A 24,434-nucleotide genomic window follows, 5' to 3' on the forward strand; every position below is an offset into this window, starting at 1 on the left:
CGAGGACGAAAGCCCCCCGCATGTACGAGCTCTCCCGACTGCGCCTCTACTCGATCGGGCCGGCCGGCGCGCGCTACGCCGACACCGTTCTCGACCTGCGCGGCGTCGGCGAGCCCGTGCCGCAGCCCGCACCCGCGCAGGGCGACTTCTTCGCCGACGAGCCGACCGGGCCGCCGCGCCGCCCCGCGCCGGCCGGCGTGCTCTTCCTGGAGAACGGCGGCGGCAAGTCCGTCCTGCTCAAGCTGATCTTCTCGGTGATGCTGCCCGGCCACCGCAACACCCTCGGCGGCGCCAGCTCCGGGGTGCTGCGCAAGTTCCTGCTCGCCGAGGACTGCGGCCACGTCGCCCTGGAGTGGCAGCACACCCTCACCGGCGAACTCGTCGTGGTCGGCAAGGTCAGCGAGTGGCGCGGCCGGCAGGTCTCCTCCGACCCGCGCCGGTTCGCCGAGGCGTGGTACTCCTTCCGCCCCGGCCCCGGCCTGGGCCTGGACTCGCTGCCGGTCGCCGAGTCGACGACGGTACGGCCCCCGGTCGAGGGCGCGTCCGGCGCGCGTGGCCGCCGCCGCACCATGAAGGGCTTCCGCGACGCCCTCACCGAGGCCGGCAAGGCGTACCCGCACCTGGAGGTGGTCTGGGAGGAGATCCACGACCGGTGGAACGAACACCTCGGTGACCTCGGCCTGGACCCCGAACTCTTCCGCTACCAGCGCGAGATGAACGCCGACGAGGGCGAGGCCGCCGGCCTGTTCGCGGTCAAGAAGGACTCCGACTTCACCGACCTGCTGCTGCGCGCGGTCACCGACACCCGCGACACCGACGGCCTCGCCGACCTCGTGCACGGCTTCGCCGGGAAGCTCGGCCGCCGGTCGGAACTCACCGCCGAGCGCGACTTCACCGCCGGCTCGCTCGACCTGCTGGACCGGATCGTCGAGGCCGCGGCCGTACGCGACCAGGCCCGCGGTGTGCACGCCCAGTCCGAGCGTCGCACCCGCGCGCTCACCCGGCGGCTGGCCGCCCGCGCCCGCCAGGAACGCGACCGGGCCGCCGACCTCGCCCACGACATGGCCGACGCCGCGCACACCGTCACCGACACCGAGCAGGCCCGGGCCGGCAGCGCCCGGATCGCCGCCGAACTCGCCTACCGGCACGCCTCGCTGGCGCTGGCTGGCGCCGAGAAGGGCGCCGCCGCGCTGCGCCGCGAGCTCACCGACGCCCGTACCCTGCACTCCGCCTGGCAGACCGCGGAGACGGTGCTGCGGCACCGTGCCGCCGGCGACCGGCTGGCCAGGGTCACCGAGGCGATCCGCGCCGCCGAGCGCGACGCGGCGCCCGCGCTCGCCGCCCGTACGCAGGCCGCCGCCGAACTCGTGCGCGCCTTGCAGGGTGCCGCGGTGCGGGCCGAGCGCCAGGCCGACGACGAGGAGGAGCGCTCCGCCACGCTACAGACCCTCGCCGAGGGCGCCCACCGCGACGCGACCGCGGCCGCCACCGAGGCGCAGCGCGCCCGCAGCGAGAGCGGGCACCTCGGGCAGCGGCTCGCCGAGGTCGAGCAGGAGACCGCTGAGGCGGTGCGGGCCGGGTGGCTCGACGACACCGCGCCCGACGCCGATCCGGCCCGCGCCGCGCTCGCCGCCGCCGACGCCGAGCGCACCGCCGAGAAGCTGGCCCGCGCGGCCGCCGACACCGCCACCGCCGCCACCTCCCGCGCCCGCGAGGCCGCCGCCGCCGAGGCCCGCGCCGAACTCGCCGCGGCCCGCGCCACCGACGCGCTCACCGCGGCCACCACCGCCCACCGCGCCGCCCTCGACGCCACCACGGCACTCACCACCGACCCCCGCGCGGTCGCCCTGCTGAGCCTTGGCGACCCGGGCGCCGGGGCGGCCAACGCGTCACCCACCGGGGCACCCACCGCGTCAGCCATCGCGCCGGAGCCCGCGGGCGCCGACACGTCCGGCACGTCCGGCACCGCCCGCACCAGCGGCCCGGTCGGCAGCGCGGCAGCCGGGGAAACCAGAGGAGCCGGCGGCGCCAGCGGAGCCGTCCACCACGAAGGACCGCTGACCGCCGCGGAGTTGGACCGCTTCGCCGAACCGCTGCGGGAGATGCTGGAGGACGGCGTCGCGGCGGCCGAACGCCAGATGTTCGAGCTGCGCACGGCCGCCGCCGACGACACCCGTATCCTCGGCGCGCTCGGCGACGGCGGGCTGCTGCCGCCCGGCCCCGACGTCCTGGCCACCGTGGAGTACCTCGCGGAGCACGGCGTCCCCGCGCTGCCCGGCTGGCGGTATCTCGCCCAGGCCGTCGCCCCGGCCGACCACGCCGCCGTGATGGCGGCCCGCCCGGAACTGGTCGACGGGGTCGTGGTGACCGACCCGGACTCGTACGCGCGGGCCAGGGAAGCCCTGGCCCAGGCGGCGCTGCTGCCGCGGTCGACCGTCGCCGTGGGCACCGCCGCCGCGCTGCTGGCCCCGCCGCCCGCCGCCGACCACGCCCCCGACGTGTTCCTGGTCCCGCCGAACCCGGCGATGCACGACGAGATGGCCGCCGACGGCGAGCGCCGCGAGCTGCGCGGACGCGCCACCGCCCGCGAGGAGGAGATCCGTACCCTCGCCGCCCGGCTGGCGCACGACCGTACGCTCGCCGCGCGCCTCGCGTCCTGGCGGGCGTCCTGCCCGCCCGGGCGCCTGGCGGAACTCGGCGCGGAGGTCGCCGCCGCCCAGGACACCGCGGAGGAAGCCCGCGCCGAGCTGTCGGCCGCGCGGGCGGAGCGGGCCGAGGCCGACGCGGCCGCCGCCGAGGCCGGCGCGGACCACGACGCCCGCCGGGCCGCCGCCGAGCAGGCCCGCCGCCGTGCCGACAAGCTCGCCGGGCTCGCCCACCGGCTGCGCGAGCGCGCCAACTGGCAGCGCCGGGCCCGCGAACTGGCCGCCGACGCCGCCGAGGCCGAGGCCCGCGCGGAGACCTGCCTGGACCGGGCCCGGGCCGCGGACGAGGATCGCAGGGCCGCCCAGCGCGCCTCCGACGACGCCCGCCGCACCGCACGGGTGCTGCGCGCCGAGCGCGCGGAGATCGCCGGTGCCCCCGAGGACGCCCCCGAGCCCGACGCCGACGAGCCGTCCGCCTCCTCGCTGCCCGCCCTGCGCGAGGCGTACCGCGCGGCCTCGCAGGTCTACGAACAGGTCGGCGTCGGCGCCGACCTGCGCGCCGAACAGGCCCGCGCGGAGAGCACCGAGAACTCCGCGCTCGCCGAACTCGAACGCCTCAGCAACAAGGTCCGCAGCCGCGCCGCCCAGCTCCTCGAAGGCCCCGACGGCTCCGACGGGCCGTCCCGGCAGGCCGCCGCCGGCCGCGCGGAACAGCTCGTGCAGACCCTGGAGTCACGCCAGTCCACCGCCAGCGAGCAACTCGGCCGGCTGCGCGCCGAGGCCGAACGCCTCGCCCCGGCCGACGGCGACGCCCACGCGGCGCTGCCCGACGCCCTCACCCCGCGCGACGCCGAGCACGCCCAGCAGCTGCTGCGCGCCGCCAACGCCGAACTCGCCACACACACCGAGGAGGTGGAGCAGGCCAGGACCGCGCACGCGGACATCGTCCGATCCCACCGCGCCGCCGAGGACGCGGCGAGCGGCTTCGACGAGACCGCCGCCCTCCTGCGCGACCTGCTGCGCGACGGCCCGCAGACCGCGGCCGAGGAGGACGAACCGGAGCCGTACCCCGGCAGCCTGGAGGAGGCCCGGCACGCCGCGGCCGAGGCCCGGCGGGGCCTGCGCGGCTGCGCCGCCGACCTGTCCACCGCCGACACCCAACTGCGCGACGCCTCCGACGTGTTGGTCCGGCACGCCAACGCGGTCCGCTACGAGCAGGTCCGCACCCCCGCCCGGCAGCAGATCCGCGAGCTGCCCGCGTCGTCGCTGCCCGAGCACGCCGCCGCCTGGGCCGCGGCGTTCGCCCCCCGGCTGCGCGTACTGACCGACGAACTGGGCCAGTTGGAGCGCAACCGGGACAGCATCGTGGACCGGCTGCGCGGCCTGGTCGAGTCCTCGCTCGCCACGCTCCGCTCCGCGCAGCGCCTGTCCCGGCTGCCGGAGGGGCTCGGCGAGTGGTCCGGGCAGGAGTTCCTGCGCATCCGCTTCGAGGACCCCGACCACGCCGTGCTCACCGACCGGCTCGGCGAGGTCATCGACGAGGCCACCCGCGCCGCCGTCCGGAAGAACTCCGACCTGCGGCGCGACGGCATGACCCTGCTGCTGCGCGGGGTCGCCGCGGCCCTGGAGCCGCGCGGGGTCGCCGTGGAGATCCTCAAGCCCGACGCGGTGCTGCGCGCCGAGCGGGTGCCGGTCGGGCAGATGGGCGACGTGTTCTCCGGCGGCCAACTCCTCACCGCCGCCATCGCGTTGTACTGCACGATGGCCGCGCTGCGCAGCAACGACCGCGGCCGGGACCGCCAGCGGCACGCCGGCACCCTCTTCCTGGACAACCCCATCGGCCGCGCCAACGCCACCTACCTGCTGGAGCTCCAGCGGGCCGTCGCCGACGCGCTCGGCGTCCAACTGCTCTACACCACCGGCCTGTTCGACACGACCGCGCTCGCCGAGTTCCCGCTGGTGGTGCGGCTGCGCAATGACGCGGACCTGCGGGCGGGCCTGAAGTACATCAGCGTCGAGGAACATCTGCGGCCCGGGCTGCCGGTGCCCGACCCGCGCGGCGAGCAGGTGCACGGCGAGATCACCGCCACCCGCATGTTCCGCCGCCCCGCAGAGGCTCAAACCCCGTAGCCGATGCTCGAACCCCGTAGGCGTTCAGGCTCCATGCGCTCCCGGCAGGTGGCTCCGCCGCGGTCCGCCGCGTATGTGCGTCCGATGGCCCGCACCGCGTCGCGCGGCGGCCCGCGCCGCCCGGCGTTCGTGGCGGCGCTCCCTGCGCAGGGCCCGCGCCGCGCTGCTCGGGCTGGACACCACTCCGTTGCGCTGGTTCCACACCTGGCGGGTGACCCAGACATCGAGCACCGCCCAGCTCGCGACGACACTGGTGAGCACCGAGGCCAGCGTCATCGGAGCGCTCAGCCAGGAGTCGCCGACGGCCAGCAGCACGGTCGTCACCGCCTCCGTGAGCGCGACCGCGGAGATCAGCACCGCACGCACCGCCGCCGCCCGAACCGGATCGGGCATACGCGGGGTCGGTACGGACTGGTCCTCCCACATTGATCGGGGTTCGAACTCCATAAGGGGTCCCTGCCCCGAAACGTCCGTGCGCATTCCGCCCGATCCCGCACCGGAACAGGTGGCACTTTCCGGCCAGACCCGGTCAACCCTCCGGACGGACTTTCGAGTTACCACAGTGACAGTAGTAGGCTCACGCCGTTTGCACGCCACAGACCGATCCCCGTTTCGGGGTGAGACGTTGGGGAGGCCATGCGCTTTCGCGGTACGACGATCCGCCGGAAGATCGTGGCGCTGCTGCTGATCCCGCTGGTGTCCCTCACCGCCATCTGGGTCTTTGCCGCAACGATCACGAGCCGAGCGGTGTTCGGACGGCCCGATCCCGAGCGAATAGCGAACAACGTGCTCTATCCCTTGCAGGACGTGCTGGGCAGTCTCCAGCAGGAGCGCAAGGCCGCACTGTTGTACGTCGCCAACACCCGGGACTCCCAGGCGCGGATCGCCTTCGAGAAGCAGGGCCAGGTGACGGATTCGGCCATTGCGAAGCTGCGGGGCAACATCACCGACGGCCACATGCGCAAAGACCTCAACGCTTCGGCACGCGAGCACCTCGACGACTTCTTCACCGGAGTCGGTGATCTGGCGCAACTGCGCCGGCGAGTGGACGACCAGCACATCTCCCGCGAGGACACGTACGCCGGTTACAACACCTTCCAGGGACCGGCTTTCGCGTTCTGCGACAGCCTCTATCTGGTCGACAACACCAGTGTCGAGCCGCAACGCACCGCGGGGATCGGAGTGATCCGGGCCGAGGAGCAGATCACCCGCGAGGACGCCCTGATGGGCGCCGCGATCAGCACCGGCCATATGACCCGCCAGGAACTCACCGCCTTCACCTCCGCCGTCGCCGTGGAACGCGGCTACTACGCCGACAACACCCCCGGGTTGGCAAAGGCGGACCGTGCGCGGTTCGACGCGTTCTGGCGGAGCGAGCCCGGAAAGCAGTTGCGCGCCGCCCAGGACGCGATCTCGGCCGCCACCCCGGCCGACGCGCCGATCGTCGCCGCACACCAGTCCTGGCCGACGGTGGCCGGCACCGCGGTGACCGGCGTCAACAAGCTGGACCAGCAGGTCGTCGTGGACTTCACCAAGAAGGCCTCGCCCGTGGCGACCTCCCTCGTGGTGGAGGCGATCCTGGCCGGCGGCCTCGGCCTGATCGCGGTGGTCGCGTCGGTGATCGTGTCGGTCCGGATCGGCCGCGGGCTGATCCGCGACCTGACCGGGCTGCGCCGCGAGGCGCAGGAGCTGTCCGGTACCCGGCTGCCGCGCGTGATGCGCCGGCTCGCCTCGGGCGAGCAGGTCGACATCGAGACCGAGGTGCCGCGGCTGCAGTACACGGACGACGAGATCGGCCAGGTCGGCCAGGCGCTCAACGTGCTCCAGCGCGCCGCCGTCGAGGCGGCGGTCCGGCAGGCCGACATGCGCAAGGGCGTCTCCGACGTCTTCGTCAACCTCGCCCGCCGCAGCCAGGTGCTGCTGCACCGCCAACTCACGCTGCTGGACTCGATGGAGCGGCGCACCGAGCAGCCCGACGAGCTCGCCGACCTGTTCCGGCTGGACCACATGACCACCCGCATGCGGCGGCACGCCGAGGGCCTGGTCATCCTCTCCGGCGCGGCCCCCTCCCGGCAGTGGCGCAAGCCGGTGCAGCTGATGGACGTCGTCCGCGCCGCCGTCGCCGAAGTCGAGGACTACGAGCGGATCGAGGTCCGCCGGCTGCCGCGGCTGGCCGTGGCCGGTGCCGCGGTCGCCGACCTCACCCACCTGCTCGCCGAACTCATCGAGAACGCCGCGGTGTTCTCGCCCCCGCACACCCAAGTACGGCTGCACGGCGAGCCGGTCGCCAACGGCTTCGTGCTGGAGATCGACGACCGCGGTCTCGGCCTGACCCCGGACGCCCTGCTCGAAGCGAACCTGCGGCTCGCCGAGACCCCCGAGTTCGAGCTGTCCGACACCGACCGGCTCGGCCTGTTCGTGGTCAGCCGGCTCGCCCAGCGGCACAGCGTCCGCGTCTCGCTGCGCCAGTCGCCGTACGGCGGCACGACCGCGGTGGTGCTGGTGCCGGCAGCGCTGCTCAGCGAGAGCGGCGATGTCGACACCGGCGCGACCCGTCTGGACCTCGCGGACGACCTGACGCCCGCCGGCGACACCGAGCACACCTTCCGGCAGTGGGGCCTGGACGGCGCCGGCGGCGAGCCCCACAAGGAGCACGTCGCCCACGTCGAGGAACCGCCCGCCCCGCAACCCCTCCCGCAGCCCCTCCCGCAGCCCGCGGCAGAGCCGGAGCCGGGCGGGCCGTTCGGCCTGCCCCGCCGCAGGCGGCGCACCGCACCGGTGCTGGTCACCGACCACGGCCGCCCGGTCGGCGAGCCACCGCAGCCCGCGGACCGCGCCGAGCCCGAACAGCCGGCACAGCCCGCCGAACCGGCCACACCGGGGGCACCGGACGTTCCGGCAGCGCAGGCCGCGCAGACCGAGCAGCCGGAGCGGGGCCAGGAGCGCGGCGAGGGGCAGGAAGCCCGCAGGCCCTGGAACACCGCACCCCAGCCGCCCCGCCAGCCGGGCCCGCCGGTGCAGGCCGTGCCGCCGGTGGGCGGCGCCGAGCCGCTGCCGACCCGCCGCACCTCCGCCCGGCACGCCGCGCCCGCGTCCCCACCAGCACCGGCACCCACGCCTGCTCCCGCGCCCGCCCCCGCTCCCGCGGCCGGCAACACCGCTGCCCCCGCGGCCGGTTCGGCCCCTGCGCCCGGTGCCGCGCCGGGCGGCGGCACCGTACTTCCGCGCCGGGTCCGGCAGGCGAACCTCGCGCCGCAGTTGCGGAGCGACCCGACGCAGACCGGCCGCCGTACGGAAGAGCCTGCCGTGCGCGAACGGTCCGCCGACGAAGTGCGCGACCGGATGGCGTCACTCCAGCGCGGCTGGCAGCGCGGCCGGGCCGCCGAGTCGGACCCGGCACCCGGGTCCGACGACGACACCTCGACCTCCGTAACGCGAACGACACCTGAGGAGTACGGCCGATGACGGCACCATCCAGCCCGACACGCGAGCTGAGCTGGCTCCTTGACGATCTGGTCACCCGCGTGGCCAGCATCCGCAAGGCGCTGGTGCTCTCCGGGGACGGCCTGTCCATCGGCGCGTCCGACGGGCTCACCCGCGAGGACTCCGAGCACCTCGCCGCCGTCGCCTCCGGCTTCCACAGCCTGGCGAAGGGAGTCGGGCGGCACTTCGAAGCCGGCCGGGTCCGGCAGACCATCGTGGAACTCGACGAGGCGTTCCTCTTCGTCACCGCGGCGGGCGACGGCAGTTGCCTGGCGGTGCTCAGCGACGCGGACTCCGACGTCGGCCAGGTCGCGTACGAGATGGCCCTGCTGGTCAAGCGGGTAGGGGTACATCTGAGCAGCGCACCGCGGCACGGCGGCGGCGCGGCGCTCAGCGGCTGACCGCGATGTGCTGAATCTACGGGGTGACAGGGCATGACTTCTGAGTCGTCCGAAACATCTGAACCGTCGTCATCGGAGCAGTGGTACGACGACGCTGCCGGACCGGTGGTACGGCCCTACGCGATGACACGGGGCCGTACCAGCCATGCCGCGAAGGCCAGAATCGACCTGATCGCCCTGGTGATCACCGAGCGGGCGCCCGGCGACGGGGACCCGATCGACGACCACACCCTGTCGCCCGAGCACCTCGACATCATCGAGCGCTGCCAGTACCAGGCCATCTCCGTCGCCGAGTTGGCGGCCGACCTCGACCTTCCGGTGGGCGTGGTCCGGGTGTTGGTCGGCGACCTGGTGGAAGCCGCGCATGTGCACATTCACAAGCCGGTGCCGCCGGCCGAGTTGCCCGATGTGAGCATCCTGCGCGAGGTGATCAATGGCCTGCGCGCCTTGTAGCGCCGGACCAGGCCCGATCCCGGTCCGAGCAGTCCCCGCCACCGCCGTCACCGCGCCCGCCGACGCGCTGCGGCAGAAACCGTCACCAGGGCAAGTAACCTGTGTGACACGTGAGTTGTGAGTACGCCACCCGCGGGCGTCCCCTCGCCCGCCCCGGTAGGGAAGTAGAGAAGAGACCATGGCCGCCGTGCGCACCGAACGTCGTCCCGAGCAGCCCGCCAAAGAGCCGGTGGCGCTCAAGCTGCTGGTGGCCGGCGGTTTCGGCGCGGGCAAGACCACGCTGGTCGGCGCGGTCAGCGAGATCCGCCCGCTGCGCACCGAGGAGTCGTTGAGCGAGGTCGGCCGCCCGGTCGACAGCACGGTCGGGGTCGAGGGCAAGCGGACCACCACGGTCGCCATGGACTTCGGCCGGATCACGCTGCGCGAGAACCTGGTGCTCTACCTGTTCGGCACACCCGGTCAGGACCGGTTCTGGTTCCTGTGGGACGAGTTGGCGCAGGGCGCGCTCGGCGCGGTGGTGCTCGCCGACACCCGGCGGCTGGCCGACTGCTTCGCCGCCGTCGACTACTTCGAGCAGCGCGGCATCCCCTTCGCGGTGGCCGTCAACTGCTTCGATGGCGCCGAGTTGCACGACCCGCAGCACGTCCGTGAGGCGCTCGACATCGATGCGGGCGTGCCGGTGGTGCTGTGCGACGCGCGCGAGCGCGACTCGGCGAAGAACGTCCTGATCAGCGTGGTCGAGCACGCCGCGAACATGGCGGCGCGGCGGAGTGCCGGGTAACTGCTTTCGCCTGAAACGTGGTTGACGGCACGTCAGTCGTGACCCGTTGTCCGTGAACCGTGCACCGTGAGCCGTCGGTCGTGTGTTGGCCGGCGGCTCACGTACGTGCGGGGCCGTCCGTGCCCTCCGCCGTGTCCGTGCCCTCCGCCGTGTCCGCGCCGGCGGCGGCCCCCTCCTGCGGCGCCGAACTCCCGTGCTCCGCGAGCCACTTCGCCGCGGTCGCGGCGAGTTCCGCGTCCCGTCCCGCGAGCATCGTGGTGATCATCTTCACGTCGCCGCGCAGCGACCACGCCGGGTGCCCGAAGGTCGCCGGGTTGTTCCCCTCGATCAGGAAGTGCGCGGGCCACGCGGTCCCGTAGCCGATCAGCGGGAGCGCGGCGGCGTATCGCGCCCGCCCGCGGGCCAGGCCGTAGCCGCTGACCGCGAGTCCGGTCAGCGAGCCGACGAGATGCACCCAGCGGGTCGCCGCCTTGGAGTGCATCGCCACGTAGTAGGGCCAGAACTCCTCGAAGGAGCCGTAGGTCTGCTTCGTCATTACCGCACAGTAGCGCCGGGCCTGGACCTTGTCAGGGGTCCGTGCTATGTTCTTCTCATATCGAGAAGTACTCATAGTGAGAATGACTCGGGACGGTACGGGCGGCTCGATGCGGCCGGCAAGCGGAGGATGGAGGGGGCTGTGGTGGACGCGGCGCAGCATGACCACAGTGACGAGCAGGAGCTGCGGGAGCGGGACTTCCTCGCCGACTACGACCCGCGCGCGTTCGACCCGATCGCGGTGACCGTCGACGTGGTCGTGCTGACCCTGCGTCAGGGCCGGCTGCACGTCCTCGCGATCGAGCGCGGCGGACCGCCGTTCGCCGGCGCCTGGGCGCTGCCCGGCGGGTTCGTACGGGCCGGGAAGGAGTCGCTCGACGCGGCCGCGGCCCGCGAACTCGCCGAGGAGACCGGCCTGGACGCCACCACGCTCGGCCGGGTCCACCTCGAACAGCTCGGTTCGTACGGCCACCCGGACCGCGACCCGCGCATGCACGTCGTCTCGATCGCCTACCTCGCCTTCGCGCCGGGCCTGCCCGACGCCCAGGCGGGCGGCGACGCGGCCGGCGCCGACTGGCTCCCGGTGGCGGCGGTCGCCCCCGCCGGGCAACCGGAAACGGCAGCTCGGCGTCCCTTCGAGCAGGGTCGGCTGACCGGAACCCACGGGGGTGGTACCGGTCGCCGACCCGTTCCTTCGGCACCCGGCGAGGCCGTGCTCGCCTTCGACCACGCGCTCATCCTCGCCGACGCCCTGGAGCGGGCCCGCGGCAAGATCGAGTACACGCCGCTGGCGACCGCGTTCCTCGCCGAGACCTTCACCATCAGCGAGTTGCGCGCGGTCTACGAGACGGTGTGGGGCGCCCCGCTGCACGCCGGCAACTTCCACCGCAAGGTGCTGTCCGTGCCCGGCTTCGTGGAGTCCACCGGGCAGACCGACACCCGCCCCGGCAGCCGCGGCGGTCCCCGCGCCCGCCTCTACCGGGCCGGCGACGCCAAGCTGCTGCACCCCGCGCTGCTGCGGCCGGACCGTGAGGCGGACATACGATGAGCGCCGCCGACGCGCGTACCGTCCCCGGCCGTGCGGCTGCCGCCGCCGGACCGGGCGGGCACCCACACCCACACCCACAAGCCGACCGGCACCCGGCAGCGGACGACCGGCCCGAACCGCGCACCTTCGACGAGGCTCTGGCCGTACTCGACAGCGGCGGCACCGCTTTCCCCGCCGACCCCGCACAGGCCGCGAGCCGCTTCCGCCGGCTGGCCCGGCTGCTCCACCCGGACACCGCACCGCCCGGCCGCACCGCGCAGGCCACCGCCGCGTTCGCCCGGCTCACCGCCGCCTGGCACGACCACGACCGGCAGATCCTCACCGGCCCCCGGTACCGCTACGTACTCGGCCCGCTGCTGGCCGCCGGCGACCTTGCCGACCTGCACACCGCCCGCTACGACCACGACGGCGAGCGTCGCACCGCCGTCCTGAAGATCCCGCGGCAGCCGCGCGACAACGACCTCGCCGAGCACGAGGCCGACGTCCTGACCCGTCTCCACACCGTCGGCGAACGCCGGCACCGCGCCTACGCGCCCACTCTCGTGGAGAGCTTCCGGCACCGCGCCGACGACAGCACCGAGCGCCTGGTCAACGCGCTCGCGCCGCTCACCGGCTTCCACAGCCTCGCCGCCGTCGCGGCCGCCCACCCCGGCGGGCTCGACCCGCGCGACGCCGCCTGGATGTGGCGCCGCCTGCTCACCGCGCTGGGCTGGGCCCACCGCGCCGGGCTGGTGCACGGCGCGCCGGGCTGGTGCACGGCGCGGTGTTCCCCGAACACGTCCTCATCCACCCCGAGTTGCACGGTCTGGTACTGGTCGACTGGTGCTACGCCACCGCTGTCGGCACCGACGTACCCGTCCTCATCCACCACCATGCCGACGACTACCCGCCCGAGGCGCGGCAGCACGAACCCGCCTCTCCGGCCACCGACATCCACCTCGCCTCGCTCTGCGTACGCCGCCTGGTCGGCCCCCGCGCCCCGGGCCCGATGCGCGCCTTCCTGCGCGGCTGCACCCTGCCCGGCCAGAACTCCCGTCCGCAGGACGCCTGGCAGCTGCTCGCCGAACTCGACGACCTCCTCGACCGGCTCTACGGGCCCCGCACCTTCCGCCCGTTCACGATGCCGACCGCCAACTGACCGACCGGGCACGGCCGTGCACCCGGCCGTGCCCGCCAACTGACCGACCGAGCACGGTCGTTCACCCGGCCGCGCGGTGCCATGCGACGCACCGGTCGGCCACCACCCGCCACACACCACCACTTCACCAGGGGGAACACCATGGGCAGCGGAAGCTGGTCCACCAACGTCTACGACGCCGCCGAGCGCTACCGTTCGGCCTCCGGCGCCAGCGCCTTCGCCTACAGCGACCGCGTCAAGCACAGCGCACCGCGGTCGAGTTGGACCGCGCACCCCTCGCTCGACCCGCACGGCCTCAGCACCCGCGAGAGCCGCGACTCCGCCGAGCACCCCACCTCGCTCGCCATCTCCGTGCTCTTCGACGTCACCGGTTCGATGGGCGGCGTCCCGCGGGTCCTCCAGACCAAGCTGCCCGAACTCTTCGGACTGCTGCTGCGCAAGGGCTACACCGAGCACCCGCAGATCCTCTTCGGCGGCGTCGGAGACGCCACCTGCGACCGAGTGCCGCTCCAGCTCGGCCAGTTCGAGTCCGACAACCGGATGGACGAGCAGCTCGGCAACATCCTCCTCGAAGGCGGAGGCGGCGGCCAGATGACCGAGTCCTACGAACTCGCCCTCTACGCCATGGCCCGGCACACCTCCCTGGACTGCCACGAGAAGCGGGGCCGCCGCGGCTACCTCTTCCTCATCGGCGACGAGATGCCCTACGGCAAGGTGAAGGCCCGCGAGATCCGCGACGTGCTCGGCGACCCCGTCCAGGAGGACATCCCGCTGCCCGAGATCCTCGCCGAACTGCGCCGCAAGTTCCACGTCTTCTACATCCTCCCGGCCGGCGCCTCGCACGCCGGCAACTCCGAGGTCCTCACCCTCTGGCGCCGCCTGCTGGGCCAGAACGTGATCGAGCTGGACGACCTCGACGCCGTCTGCGAGACCATCGCGCTCACCGTCGGCCTCGGCGAGGAGGCCATCGACCTCGCCGCGGGCCTCGCGGACCTGGCCGAGGTCGGCTCCACCGTGGGCCCCTCGGTGGCCCGGGCCCTCACCCCCCTGACGCGCTGACGCCTGCGCGCCCCGCCTGCTCGCCTGCCGCCCGTACGGCGGGCGGGGTGGGGCAGGTCGGGGCCGGTGCGAGGCCGGATCAGGACAGACGGTCACCCCGGCGACCCGGTACCCCGGCGCGCGTACCTGCGGCCCGGCAACGAAAGGAGTTCCCCGTGCACACCACGGTCGTCGACCTCGGCTACGGCGACGCCGGCAAGGGCGCCGTCGTCGCGCGCCTGTGCCAGGAGCGGACCGTCACCGCCGTCGTACGGTTCAACGGCGGCCCGCAGGCCGCCCACAACGTGGTGACCGCCGACGGCCGCCACCACACCTTCGCCCAGTTCGGCGCCGGCACCTTCCACGGCACCCCCACCCACCTGTCCCGCTTCATGTCCGTCGACCCGCTCGCCCTGGCCGCGGAGGCCGACCACCTCCGCGCCCTGGGCGTCCCGGCGCCGTACGGCCTGCTCACCGTGGACCGCGCGGCGCGCCTCGTCACGCCGTACCACGCAGCCGCCAACCGGCTGCGCGAGCAGGCCCGCGGCGCGGACCGGCACGGCTCGTGCGGCATGGGTGTGGGGGAGACCGCCCGCTACGCCCTGGCGCACCCGGCCGACGCACCGACCGTGGGCGACTGCGCCTCCCGGCCGCGGCTGCTGCGCACGTTGCGCCTGCTGCGCGACCGCCTCACCGACGAGCTCGGGCCGCTGCCCGCGCCGCCGGTCGAGGACTGCGCGGCCGCGTTCGCCGCGTTCGCCGACGCGGTGGCCCTCACCGACGAGACCCACCTGCGCCGCCTGGTCCGCTCCGGCCCGCTCGTCTTCGAAGGCGCCCAGGGCGTCCTGCTCGACGAGTGGCACGGCTTCCACCCGTACACCACCTGGTCGACCACCACCTTCGCCAACGCCGAGACGCTGCTCGCCGAGGCCGGCGCGGCGGATGCGGCGCGCCGGATCGGCGTGGTCCGCACGTACACCGTCCGGCACGGTCCTGGCCCGCACGTCACCGAGGAGCCGGAACTGGCCGCCGCACTGCCCGAACCGCACAACGGCCACGGCCGCTGGCAAGGCGCCTTCCGGGTCGGGCACTTCGACGCGGTCGCGCACGCGTACGCCGTCGCGGTGTGCGGGGGAGTGGACGCGCTGGCCGTCACCCACCTGGACGCGCCGCCGCGCTGCCCGGCACTGCGGATCTGCCACGGCTACGCGATCGAGGGCCGGTTGGTGGAACGGCTCCCGGTCGGCCGGCCCGGCGACCTCGACCGCCAGGCCGCGCTCACCCGGCAACTGCTCGGCGCGCACCCCGCGTTGTGGTCGACCCCCGAGCACTGGCCCGCCACGATCAGTGCCCTCCTCGGCGCGCCGGTGGTGATGGAGTCGTACGGCCCGGCCCGCCAGACGCTGACCGGTGCCGGGGTCGGATAGGGTCCGCGAGTGCCCACCGACCCCCCGCGCGCCGGCTCCCAGCCCGCCAACTCCCCGTACACCGAGCCCGATCACGCCGACATCGGTCACGTCGGACCCGGTCACACCGACATCGGTCACGTCGAACCCGATCGCACCGAACCCGATCCCGCCGACACCGCCCGCGCGGGCTCGTACCGCCCCGACTCGCACTGCTCCACCTGCGGAACGCCCTACCCCGACGCCGGGGTCTGGCCGCGCACCTGCCCCGCCTGCGGCCACACCGCCTACCGCAACCCGCTGCCGGTCGCGGTGTGCCTGCTGCCGGTCCACGACGCGGACGGCACCGGCCTCGTCGTCATCCGCCGCACCATCCGGCCCGCGCTCGGCCGGCTCGCGCTGCCCGGCGGTTTCATCGACTTCGGCGAGACCTGGCAGCAGGCCACCACACGGGAGTTGGCGGAGGAGACCGGAATCGTCGCCGGGGCGGCCGACGTGGTGCTCGCCGACGCCCTGACCGACACCGAGGGCGGCTACCTGCTGCTCTTCGGCCTGCTGCCGCCGCGCCCGGTCGGCGAACTGCCGCCCTCCGTACCGACCGACGAGACCGAGGGCTACGAACTCCTGCACGCACCTCAGGAGTTGGGCTTCCCGCTGCACACCCTCGCGGTGCGCCGCTGGTTCGACGGCGGCTACGCCTCCAGCCCCCGCACCCGCACCTCGTAGCCGACCTCGCCGCCGCCCTCCCGCTCCACCACGACCTGGTCCTCCTTCCAGTGCGACACGAAGTGCTCCCGGCGCGGCGGCGCCCACCCCTCCGGGTCACCGACGACGACCTCGCCGCCCCCGCCCCGGCCCGGGCGCGGCGCCCACGCCTCCAGCCGCACCGCCCCGTCGGCCCCGGCCACCGGCAGCACCGACCCGGCCCTGGCCAGCACCGGAATCCGGCCCAACGGCGCCTCCACCCGCACCGTCGAGCGCCCCCGGTAGGCCACGCCGGTGGCCGTGTCGTGCCACAGCCCGCGCGGCAGCCGCACCTGCCGGCTGGTGGCGCCCTCCGTGAGCACCGGCGCCACCAGCAGCGACTCCCCGAGCAGGAAGGCGTCCTCGCAGTCCCGCAACGCCCGGTCGCCCGGCGACTTCCACCACAGCGGCCGCACATACGGCGCCCCGGTGCGGTGCGCGACGTGCGCCAGCGTCTCCAGATACGGCATCAGCCGCCCCCGCTCCCGGAGCGCCGCCCGCGCGTGCTCCAACACCTCGGGACCGAACTCCCACGGCTCCCGCAGCCCCGCGTCGATCGCCGAATGGGTGCGGAACAGCGGCAGGTACGCGCCGAGTTGGAACCAGCGCAGATACAGCTCCGGCGACGGCGTGCCCGTGAAGCCGCCCACGTCCGGCCCGGAATACGGCACCCCGCACAGCCCCAGACCCAACACCAGCGCCAGCGAGGCCCGCAGCCCCTCCCACCCGGTCGCCACATCCCCCGACCAGGTGCCGCCGTACCGCTGCATCCCCGCCCAGCCCGAGCGGGAGAAGAGGAACGGCCGCTGCTCCGGCCGCAGTTCGCGCAAGCCCTCGTAGCCGGCCCGGGCCATCGACAGGCCGTACACGTTGTGCGCCTCGCGGTGGTCGCCACCGCGGCCGTCCAACGAGTGCCGGGCCGACAGCGGCAGCGTCGGATCACCGAACGCCGCGAAGGACACCGGCTCGTTCATGTCGTGCCAGAACCCGGCGAACCCTTTCGCCAGCCGCTCCTCGTACAGACCGCCCCACCAGGCGCGCGCGGCCGGATCGGTGAAATCGGGGAAGGCCGCCTCGCCCGGCCACACCACCCCGCGCACCTCATGCCCCCGCGCGTCCCGTACGAACGCGCCCGCCGCCGTCCCGCTGTCGTACGCCGCCAGCCCCGGCTCCGCCTTCACCGCCGGGTCCACGATCGACACCAGGCGCACCCCGTGCTCGCCCAACTCCTTGGCCAGGCCGGGCAGATCGGGGAAGGTCCGCGGATCGGCGGTGAAGACCCGGTGCCCGTCGAAGTGGTCGATGTCCAGATGCAGCACCGACAGCGGCAGCGCACGCTCCCGGTACCCGGCCGCGACCCGCCGCACCTCGTCCTGGCTGCCGAACCCCCACCGAGAATGCTGGTGGCCCAGCGCCCAGCGCGGCGGCAGCGCGGGCCGCCCGGTCAGCGCCGTCCACCCCGCCAGCACCCGGGCGGGCGTACCGGCGATCACCCAGTACCGCAGCTGCCCGCCGTCCATCCGCAGCCGGCTGATCCCCGCCTGGTCCGGACCCGACCCGGCGCCCTCCCGGCCGTCCCACAGCGCGACCTCGCCGTCCCACGTGTTGTCGTGGAAAGCCAGATGGCAGCCCGCGTCCGCGACCACGAGCTGCACCGGCATGGTGATGTACAGCGGGTCGTCGCCCGGCCCGAACGCCCCACCCGGATCGGTGTTCCACAGCCGGTACCGGCCGGTGCGCAGCACCGGACCCGCCGCCCGCCCGCCCATGCCGAACACCCGCGCGTCGGCCGGCAACCGCGCCCGCTGCTCCCAGCGCGGCGCCCGGCCGTCCCCCTGCCCGGCCGCCGGGACCCGCCACGACGGCGGCCCCTCCGAGCGCAGCAGCAGCCCGCCCGGCGTACGGAAGTCCACCACCCCCCGCTGCGAGATCCGCACCGTGATCCGCTCGGACACCACCCGCCAGCCCGCGCCGTCCGGCTCCAGCACCGCCCGCGGGTCGGCCGGCGGGCAGTCGCCGGCCAGGGCATACGACGGCAGTGGCCCGGCGCCGTCCCAGCCGCAGAAGACCGCGCCGCCCACCGCCACCCGCACCCGCAACTCCGCCCGCGCGAACCGCACCACGCCGCCGCCCGGCTCCGGGTCCGCCCCCACCACCTCTCCCGGCGTACGCGCCCGCTCCGGGCCCGGCACGGGCAGGTCCCTGGCATCCAGCGCCCGCCGCCGCACCGCCCAGCGCACCGCGAGCCGCCCCCGCGCCGAGCCCAGCATCCGGGCCGCCCGCAGCAGATCGGCGCCCTCCGCCCGCTGCCGTCGCAGCGCCGCCCGCAGGCCCCGCACCTCGCCGACGACCTCCCCCCACACCGCGCCCAGCAGATACCCAGCGTCCATGCCCCCACCCTCCCACCGGCCCGGGAACCCGCGCCGCTCGTTCAGCCGCTGTTCACCTCGACGATCATGCCCGGCCGCGGCCCGGCACCCACCCGCCACCGGCCACCGTCCGGTGCGACCCGCCCCACACCACCCGGGCCACCCTGGCGTCCAAGACGATCACATGGCATCGTCCTGCCCAGTCCCCGGGCGACGGACGCCCGTCCGGGAACCACCGACGCAACGACGCGTACCGTCCGGGAGCCGCCCATGAGCACCACGCCCGAGCCCGCCGCCAGCAGCCCCGAGCCGCTGTGGAGCCCGAGCCCCGAACGGATCGCCGGCGCCCGGCTGACCCGCTTCCAGCAGTGGGCCGCCCAGCGGCACGGCGCCCCCGCCGCCACGGGCACCGACCCCGTCGCCGACTACGCGGCCCTGCACGCCTGGTCCGTGCGCGCGCCCGAGGAGTTCTGGCGCGCGGTCACCGAGTGGTTCGACGTCCGCTTCTCCACCCCCGCTGACACGGTCCTCGCCGATCCGGCGATGCCCGGCGCGCGCTGGTTCCCCGGCGCCCGGCTCAACTACGCCGAACACGCCCTGCGCCCCGCCCTCGACCCCGACCAGGCCGACCGACCCGCCCTCGTCCACGTCGACGAACGGCACGAACCGGCCACCGTCACCTGGGCCGAACTGAGCCGCCAGGTCGCCTCGCTCGCCGCCGAACTGCGCCGGCTCGGCGTCACCCCCGGCGACCGCGTCAGCGGCTACGTACCCAACACCGCGCACGCGGTCGTCGCGCTCCTGGCCACCGCGGCGGTCGGCGGCGTATGGACCTCCTGCGCCCCCGACTTCGGCGCCCGCAGCGTGCTGGACCGCTTCCAACAGGTCGAGCCGGTCGTGCTGTTCGCGGTCGACGGCTACCGCTACGGCGGCAAGACCCACGACCGCACCGCCACCGTCGCCGAACTGCGCGCCGGACTGCCCACGGTGCGCGCCACCATCCACATCCCGCTGCTCGGCACCGAGGCCCCCGAAGGCGCCCTGCACTGGGACGCGTCGACCACGTCCGAGGCCGAACCCCACTACGAGCAGGTCCCGTTCGACCACCCGCTGTGGGTGCTGTACTCCTCCGGCACCACCGGCCTGCCCAAGGCCATCGTCCAGTCCCAGGGCGGCATCCTGCTCGAACACCTCAAGCAGACCGGCCTGCACCTCGACCTCGGCCCCGGCGACCGCTTCTTCTGGTACACCTCCACCGGCTGGATGATGTGGAACTTCCTCGTCTCCGGCCTGCTGGCGGGCGCCACGATCGTGCTCTACGACGGCGCGCCCGGCTACCCCGACACCGCGGCCCAGTGGCGGGTCGTGGAGCGGACCGGCACCACCGTCTTCGGCACGTCGGCCGCCTACGTCATCGCCTGCCGCAAGGCGGAGGTGCACCCCGGACGCGACTTCGACCTCTCGGCGGTCGGCTGCGTGGCCACCACCGGTTCCCCGCTGCCCCCCGACGGGTTCCGCTGGCTGCACGACGAGGTCGCCGCCGACCTGTGGATCGCCTCGGTCAGCGGCGGTACCGACGTGTGCAGTTGCTTCGCCGGCGGCGTGCCGACCCTGCCCGTCCACGTCGGCGAACTCCAAGCAGCCTGTCTGGGCACGGACCTTCAGGCGTGGGACGCCCAAGGGCGGCCGGTGGTCGACGAGGTGGGGGAGCTGGTGGTCACCAACCCGATGCCCTCCATGCCGATCCGGTTCTGGAACGACCCGGGCGACACGCGCTACCGCGAGAGCTACTTCGAGATGTTCCCCGGCGTGTGGCGGCACGGAGACTGGATCACCCTCACCTCACGCGGCACCGTCGTCATCCACGGCCGCTCCGACTCCACCCTCAACCGCCAAGGCGTCCGGATGGGCTCCTCCGACATCTACGAGGTCGTCGAACGCCTCCCGGAGATCGCCGAATCCCTCGTCATCGGCGTCGAACAGCCCGACGGGGGCTACTGGATGCCGCTGTTCGTCCGGCTCGCCCCCGGCGCCGCGCTCGACGACGGGCTGCGCGACCGCATCCGCACCGCGATCCGCGCCCAACTCTCCCCGCGCCACGTGCCGGACGAGGTCATCGCGGTCCCCGGAGTGCCGCACACCCTCACCGGCAAGCGCATCGAGGTCCCGGTCAAACGGCTCCTCCAGGGCACCGCGCTCGACAAGGCGGTCAACCCCGGCTCGGTGGACGACCTGGAAGTGCTGCGCTTCTACGAGCGGCTCGCCGCCGAACGCGCCGCCGGCGGCCGCCCGTAGCTCTGGCTGCTCCCGGCGATCACCCGCCACGGCCCGCGGCACCAGGATCGGCGCCGCGGGCCGCCGTCGTCCCATCGTCATATCGTCACATCCCCCGTCGGTTCCGGTACGTCGGTTCCGGCGCGGAGCCGCGTTGTCAGTGGGTGCAACTACGGTGAGTGAGCAGTGGTGGTCGGGCCGTACTGGTTCCGACCTCCACCGACCCGTGCTGACCCGCACCGACTCCAAGGGGAACCCATGCCACCCACCGCCGACCACACCGGCCGACCCGACCAGCCCGCCACCCGCGAAAACGCCCGCACGCGTTCCCGCTCCCGCACCCGCCCCGAGCAGGCACCCGCCGGCGCCCGCGCACCCCGCACCGGCCGCCCCGGCGGCCGACTGGGACGCACCCGCCTGCGCCGAGCCCTGCGCCGGGAAGCCCCCACCGTCGTCTCCCTGCTCCTCGACGACCACGACTTCACCGCCATGACCCGCCACCCGAGCTTCCCCTTCGACGACTACGGACAGTATCTGCACCACCTCGACGGGCTGCTGCGCGGCCTGCACGCCCAAGGCACGCACATCGCCGTCACCCACTTCGACCCCGACGCCTACGACGACTACTGCCGCAGCACCCGCCGGCCACCGGACACCCCCGACACCCGCACCCGCTACGTCGCGGAGGCCACCACCACCGGCCCCACCGTCCACTACGCCCGCCAGCCCGTCACGGAACTGCGCGCCTCCCTCGGCCGCGAAGCCGACCGCCGCGCCGTCTGGCAGCGCGCCACCGACCTCCTCATGGACGCCGGCTCCTGCCCCGACTGCGGTCAGGACCTCGCGCACTGCGCCTTCGACGACGCGTCCGACACCCTCCTACGGCTGCTGGACGCCGTCGGCCCCGGCGCCCACCACCTCGTGTGCAGCCTCCCCACCGACGACGGCCCACCTCTCCCCGCCGCCCTCCACGCCCACACCTCGCCCGACGGCGAACCCCACTTCGCCGAGGCCGACGCCCTCGTCCTGTGCACCCTCATCGCCGCCGCCACCGTCACCGGCCGCACCGCCGGACTCGTCATCCGCACCTTCGACCACGACGGCGACACCGTCCGCGGCTGGGAACTCCACCAGGGCGACCCCCGACCCCTCACCGAAGCAGCCGTCTTCGACGCCTACTGCACCGACCCCGCCACCGGCACCCCCATCCCCCCGGAACCCGGCGTCCGCTACGCCGCCGGCATCCCCCTCCCGTAGCGAGCCGAGCGGACAGCCGCGTGACCGGCCCCACCGGCGGAAGGCCCGGCACCTTCCGCCGGGATACCGGACGCGCGGTCCCGCACCCCGGGCCGCCCGGACCATCCGAGCCACCGGGACCACCCGCACTACTCGCCCGACTACTCGCCCGACAGGACCGCTTGCGCGGCCCCCCTTGCCGCATCGGCGCTGTCCGTCGCCCGCGCCGCCGCAGCGGCCCGCTCGCACTGCGCCACCGTGTGCTTCGCCAACGTCGTCCGCACATACGGGATCGACGCCGCCCCCATCGAAAGGCTGGTCACCCCCAACCCCGTCAGCACACACGCCAGCAGCGGATCGGCCGCCGCCTCACCGCAGACCCCGCAGCTCTTCCCCTCGGCCCGAGCCGCCTCCGCGGCGGCCGCCACCAGGTCGAGCAGCGCCGGCTGCCACGGGTCCTGCCACCGTGCCACCGCCCCCACCTGCCGGTCCGCCGCGAAGGTGTACTGCGCCAGGTCGTTCGTCCCCAGCGAAAGGAACTCCACCTCCTTCAGCACCGACCGCGCCCGCAGCGCCGCCGAGGGAATCTCCACCATCGCCCCGAACTTCGCCGGCAGCCCGGCCGCACGGCACGCGTCCGCGAACGCCTTCGCGTCCTGCCGGTCCGCGACCATCGGCGCCATGACCTCCAGGTGCACCGGAAGCCCCTCCACCGCACGCGCCAGCGCCCTCAACTGCGTCCGCAACACCTCGGGGTGCTCCAGCAGCGACCGCAACCCCCGCACACCCAGCGCCGGATTCGGCTCGTCCGCGGGCGTCAGGAAGTCCAGCGGCTTGTCGGCGCCGGCGTCCAGCACCCGCACCACCACCCGCCCCTCCGGAAACGCCTCCAGCACCTGCCGGTACGCCTCGACCTGCTTCTCCTCCGAGGGCGCCGCGGCGGAATCGTCCAGGAACAGGAACTCCGTACGGAACAGACCCACCCCTTCGGCACCCGCCGCCACGGCGGCCGCCACGTCCCCAGGGCCACCGACGTTCGCCAGCAGCGGCACCCGATGACCGTCCGACGTCACACCCGGCCCCGAAGACGCCGCCAGCGCCGCCTTCCGCTCCGCCGCGGCCTCCGTCAGCGCGGCCCGCTTCTCCTCGCTCGGCTCCACGAACACCTCACCGGTGCTCCCGTCCACCGCCACCACGGTGCCCTCCGCCAACTCACCCGCACCCGCCAGCGCCACCACCGCCGGCACCCCCAGCGCCCGGGCCAGAATCGCGCTGTGGCTGGTCGGCCCGCCCTCTTCCGTCACGAACCCCAGCACCAGCGCGGGGTCCAGCAACGCCGTGTCCGCCGGCGCCAGGTCCCGCGCGATCAGCACGTACGGCTCGTCGCTGTCCGGCACCCCAGGCATCGGCACCCCCAGCAGCCGCGCCACGATCCGGTTCCGCACGTCGTCCAGGTCCGCCACCCGCCCGGCCAGGTACTCACCCGCACCCGCCAGCAGCGCCCGGTACGAGGCGAACGCGTCGTACGCCGCACGCTCCGCGGTACTCCCCACCGCGACCCGCCGCTCGATGTCGGCCATCAACTCCGGGTCCTGCGCCATCATTGCCTGCGCTTCGAGCACGGCCTGCGCCTCGCCGCCGGCGAGCTGCCCGCGCGCGTTCAGATCGGCGGCGACCGCCTCCAGCGCCTGTCGGGCCCGGCCCTGCTCACGGGACGCGTCCTCGGCCCTGATCTGCTTCGCCGGCGGCTCCAGCACCGCGGTGCCCATGTGCCGTACCTCGCCGATCGCCACACCGTGGCTGACCCCGACGCCTCGCAGCGTTGTCTGCATCGCACTACTTCCAGTTGAAGAGGGTGTCGCCGGCGGCGACCTCACCGTCACGCACGATCTCGCCGAGCGCGTCGCCCGTGGCCTCCAGCGCGATCACCGGGCAGATCGGCGACTTGCCGCCGGCCTCGACTGCCGCGGGGTTCCACCGCACCACCGCCTGGCCACGGCTGACCGTGTCCCCCTTGGCGACGAGCAGTTCAAAACCCTCGCCGTTGAGCTGCACGGTGTCGATACCCAGGTGCGTCAGTACTCCATGCCCCTCGTCGTCCACCACGACGAAGGCGTGCGGGTGCAGCGAGACGATCACGCCGTCCACCGGAGCCACCGCCTCACCGGGCTCGCGCGCGGGGTCCACGGCGGTACCGGGACCGACCATCTCTCCGGAGAACACGGGGTCGGGCACGGCGTCGAGCCCGATGACCCGACCGGCCAGAGGCGACGAAACGGTCGTCATATGAAGCACTCCTCAGTGCGGTGATCAGGGAGCCGTCACTGCCTGTCACCGGACAGCGGGACGGTTACAGCAGCCTAAGTCATACCAAGTGCGGATTCTGCCCCGTGCCCGACGCCCGGACCACCGCCCCGATTTGCTCCACGCGAGGCCGGTCCAGTACCTTGGCACAACCGCCTCGACGAGACCCGCGGAAACGCGTGTCCCCGAAATGGGGTTGGTAATTCCGACCGAAAAGCTTCTGCTAAGGTTGGAACACAACGAAGGGAAAGCCCGGAGGGGCCCGGAAGGGCAGCCGATGGCAGCTTCCGTTTCTTGAGAACTCAACAGCGTGCCAAAAGTCAACGCCAGATATGTTGATACCCCGTTCCGGTCGGTTTCGATCGGGATGAGGTTCCTTTGAAGAAAAATACACAGCGAGGACGCTGTGGACGGTTCGGATTATTCCTCTGGACTGTCCCGCTCTTTCGC

The 24,434-nt window shown here is 74.1% G+C and carries 17 protein-coding genes and 1 pseudogene; 12 read left to right on the plus strand and 6 right to left on the minus strand.

The features are described from left to right. Positions 1-20: 20 nt before the first annotated feature. Positions 21-4,775, plus strand: coding sequence for a hypothetical protein (locus AB0399_RS08745; protein WP_366410735.1), 4,755 nt, complete (start codon positions 21-23; stop codon positions 4,773-4,775). A gap of 24 nt (positions 4,776-4,799) precedes the next feature. Here the strand turns inward: AB0399_RS08745 and AB0399_RS08750 are convergent. After that, a pseudogene (locus tag AB0399_RS08750) lies at positions 4,800-5,171 on the minus strand (hypothetical protein); the annotation flags it as partial. 240 nt (positions 5,172-5,411) lie between these two features. Between AB0399_RS08750 and AB0399_RS08755 the strand changes: the two are divergent. The 4 genes from AB0399_RS08755 (at position 5,412) to AB0399_RS08770 (ending at position 9,893) form a co-directional block, all read left to right on the plus strand. After that, complete coding sequence (locus tag AB0399_RS08755) at positions 5,412-8,240, plus strand: nitrate- and nitrite sensing domain-containing protein (protein ID WP_366410736.1); 2,829 nt, start codon at positions 5,412-5,414, stop codon at positions 8,238-8,240. Further along, positions 8,237-8,659, plus strand: a complete 423-nt coding sequence (locus tag AB0399_RS08760) for a roadblock/LC7 domain-containing protein (protein WP_328472455.1) — start codon at positions 8,237-8,239, stop codon at positions 8,657-8,659. Before AB0399_RS08755 ends, AB0399_RS08760 begins: the two co-directional genes overlap by 4 nt. Before the next feature lie 33 nt (positions 8,660-8,692). Beyond that, complete coding sequence (locus AB0399_RS08765; RefSeq protein ID WP_329362255.1) at positions 8,693-9,112, plus strand: DUF742 domain-containing protein; 420 nt, start codon at positions 8,693-8,695, stop codon at positions 9,110-9,112. Between the two features lie 178 nt (positions 9,113-9,290). Further along, complete coding sequence (locus AB0399_RS08770; protein ID WP_329362253.1) at positions 9,291-9,893, plus strand: ATP/GTP-binding protein; 603 nt, start codon at positions 9,291-9,293, stop codon at positions 9,891-9,893. Between the two features lie 97 nt (positions 9,894-9,990). Here AB0399_RS08770 and AB0399_RS08775 read toward each other — a convergent pair whose 3' ends face one another. Further along, entirely contained in the window at positions 9,991-10,428 is a 438-nt protein-coding gene (locus AB0399_RS08775) for a DUF962 domain-containing protein (protein ID WP_366410737.1), read from the minus strand. 183 nt (positions 10,429-10,611) lie between these two features. Between AB0399_RS08775 and AB0399_RS08780 the strand changes: the two genes are divergently transcribed. Next, positions 10,612-11,475: an NUDIX domain-containing protein gene (locus tag AB0399_RS08780; RefSeq protein WP_329373653.1), complete on the plus strand. Its 864-nt coding sequence runs from the start codon at positions 10,612-10,614 to the stop codon at positions 11,473-11,475. Here the strand turns inward: AB0399_RS08780 and AB0399_RS08785 are convergent. After that, on the minus strand, positions 11,403-12,122 hold the full coding sequence (locus tag AB0399_RS08785; RefSeq protein ID WP_366410738.1) for a hypothetical protein: 720 nt from the start codon (positions 12,120-12,122) through the stop codon (positions 11,403-11,405). The genes AB0399_RS08780 and AB0399_RS08785 overlap by 73 nt on opposite strands. A gap of 116 nt (positions 12,123-12,238) precedes the next feature. Here AB0399_RS08785 and AB0399_RS08790 point away from each other — a divergent pair, with 116 nt between their 5' ends. The 4 genes from AB0399_RS08790 to AB0399_RS08805 all read left to right on the plus strand — a co-directional run bounded on the left by AB0399_RS08790 (position 12,239) and on the right by AB0399_RS08805 (position 15,783). Then, complete coding sequence (locus tag AB0399_RS08790; RefSeq protein ID WP_366410739.1) at positions 12,239-12,613, plus strand: hypothetical protein; 375 nt, start codon at positions 12,239-12,241, stop codon at positions 12,611-12,613. A 141-nt stretch (positions 12,614-12,754) separates the two neighbouring features. Beyond that, complete coding sequence (locus AB0399_RS08795; protein WP_366410740.1) at positions 12,755-13,672, plus strand: hypothetical protein; 918 nt, start codon at positions 12,755-12,757, stop codon at positions 13,670-13,672. 155 nt (positions 13,673-13,827) lie between these two features. Continuing rightward, complete coding sequence (locus AB0399_RS08800) at positions 13,828-15,078, plus strand: adenylosuccinate synthetase (RefSeq protein WP_366410741.1); 1,251 nt, start codon at positions 13,828-13,830, stop codon at positions 15,076-15,078. Positions 15,079-15,087: 9 nt separating this feature from the next. Beyond that, the gene (locus AB0399_RS08805; RefSeq protein ID WP_366410742.1) at positions 15,088-15,783 is read left to right on the plus strand and encodes an NUDIX domain-containing protein; all 696 of its coding nucleotides are present in this window, start codon (positions 15,088-15,090) and stop codon (positions 15,781-15,783) included. Here the strand turns inward: AB0399_RS08805 and AB0399_RS08810 are convergent. Then, positions 15,750-18,071 (minus strand): glycoside hydrolase family 31 protein, encoded by a 2,322-nt coding sequence (locus tag AB0399_RS08810; RefSeq protein ID WP_366410751.1) that lies wholly within the window; start codon positions 18,069-18,071, stop codon positions 15,750-15,752. The genes AB0399_RS08805 and AB0399_RS08810 overlap by 34 nt on opposite strands. Positions 18,072-18,440: 369 nt before the next feature. Between AB0399_RS08810 and AB0399_RS08815 the strand changes: the two genes are divergently transcribed. Together AB0399_RS08815 and AB0399_RS08820 are read left to right on the plus strand one after the other, a co-directional pair. Further along, a complete protein-coding gene (locus AB0399_RS08815; protein WP_329362243.1) occupies positions 18,441-20,465 on the plus strand; it encodes an acetoacetate--CoA ligase in 2,025 nt (674 codons plus the stop codon). 237 nt (positions 20,466-20,702) lie between these two features. Next, positions 20,703-21,701, plus strand: coding sequence for a hypothetical protein (locus AB0399_RS08820; RefSeq protein WP_366410743.1), 999 nt, complete (start codon positions 20,703-20,705; stop codon positions 21,699-21,701). 140 nt (positions 21,702-21,841) lie between these two features. Here AB0399_RS08820 and ptsP read toward each other — a convergent pair whose 3' ends face one another. Beyond that, entirely contained in the window at positions 21,842-23,512 is a 1,671-nt protein-coding gene (ptsP, locus tag AB0399_RS08825) for a phosphoenolpyruvate--protein phosphotransferase (RefSeq protein ID WP_329362239.1), read from the minus strand. A gap of 4 nt (positions 23,513-23,516) precedes the next feature. Further along, entirely contained in the window at positions 23,517-23,966 is a 450-nt protein-coding gene (locus AB0399_RS08830; protein ID WP_328472479.1) for a PTS glucose transporter subunit IIA, read from the minus strand. Positions 23,967-24,434 lie beyond the last annotated feature (468 nt).

This window comes from Streptomyces sp. NPDC088194 (genome assembly GCF_040702025.1).
GTDB lineage: Bacteria > Actinomycetota > Actinomycetes > Streptomycetales > Streptomycetaceae > Actinacidiphila.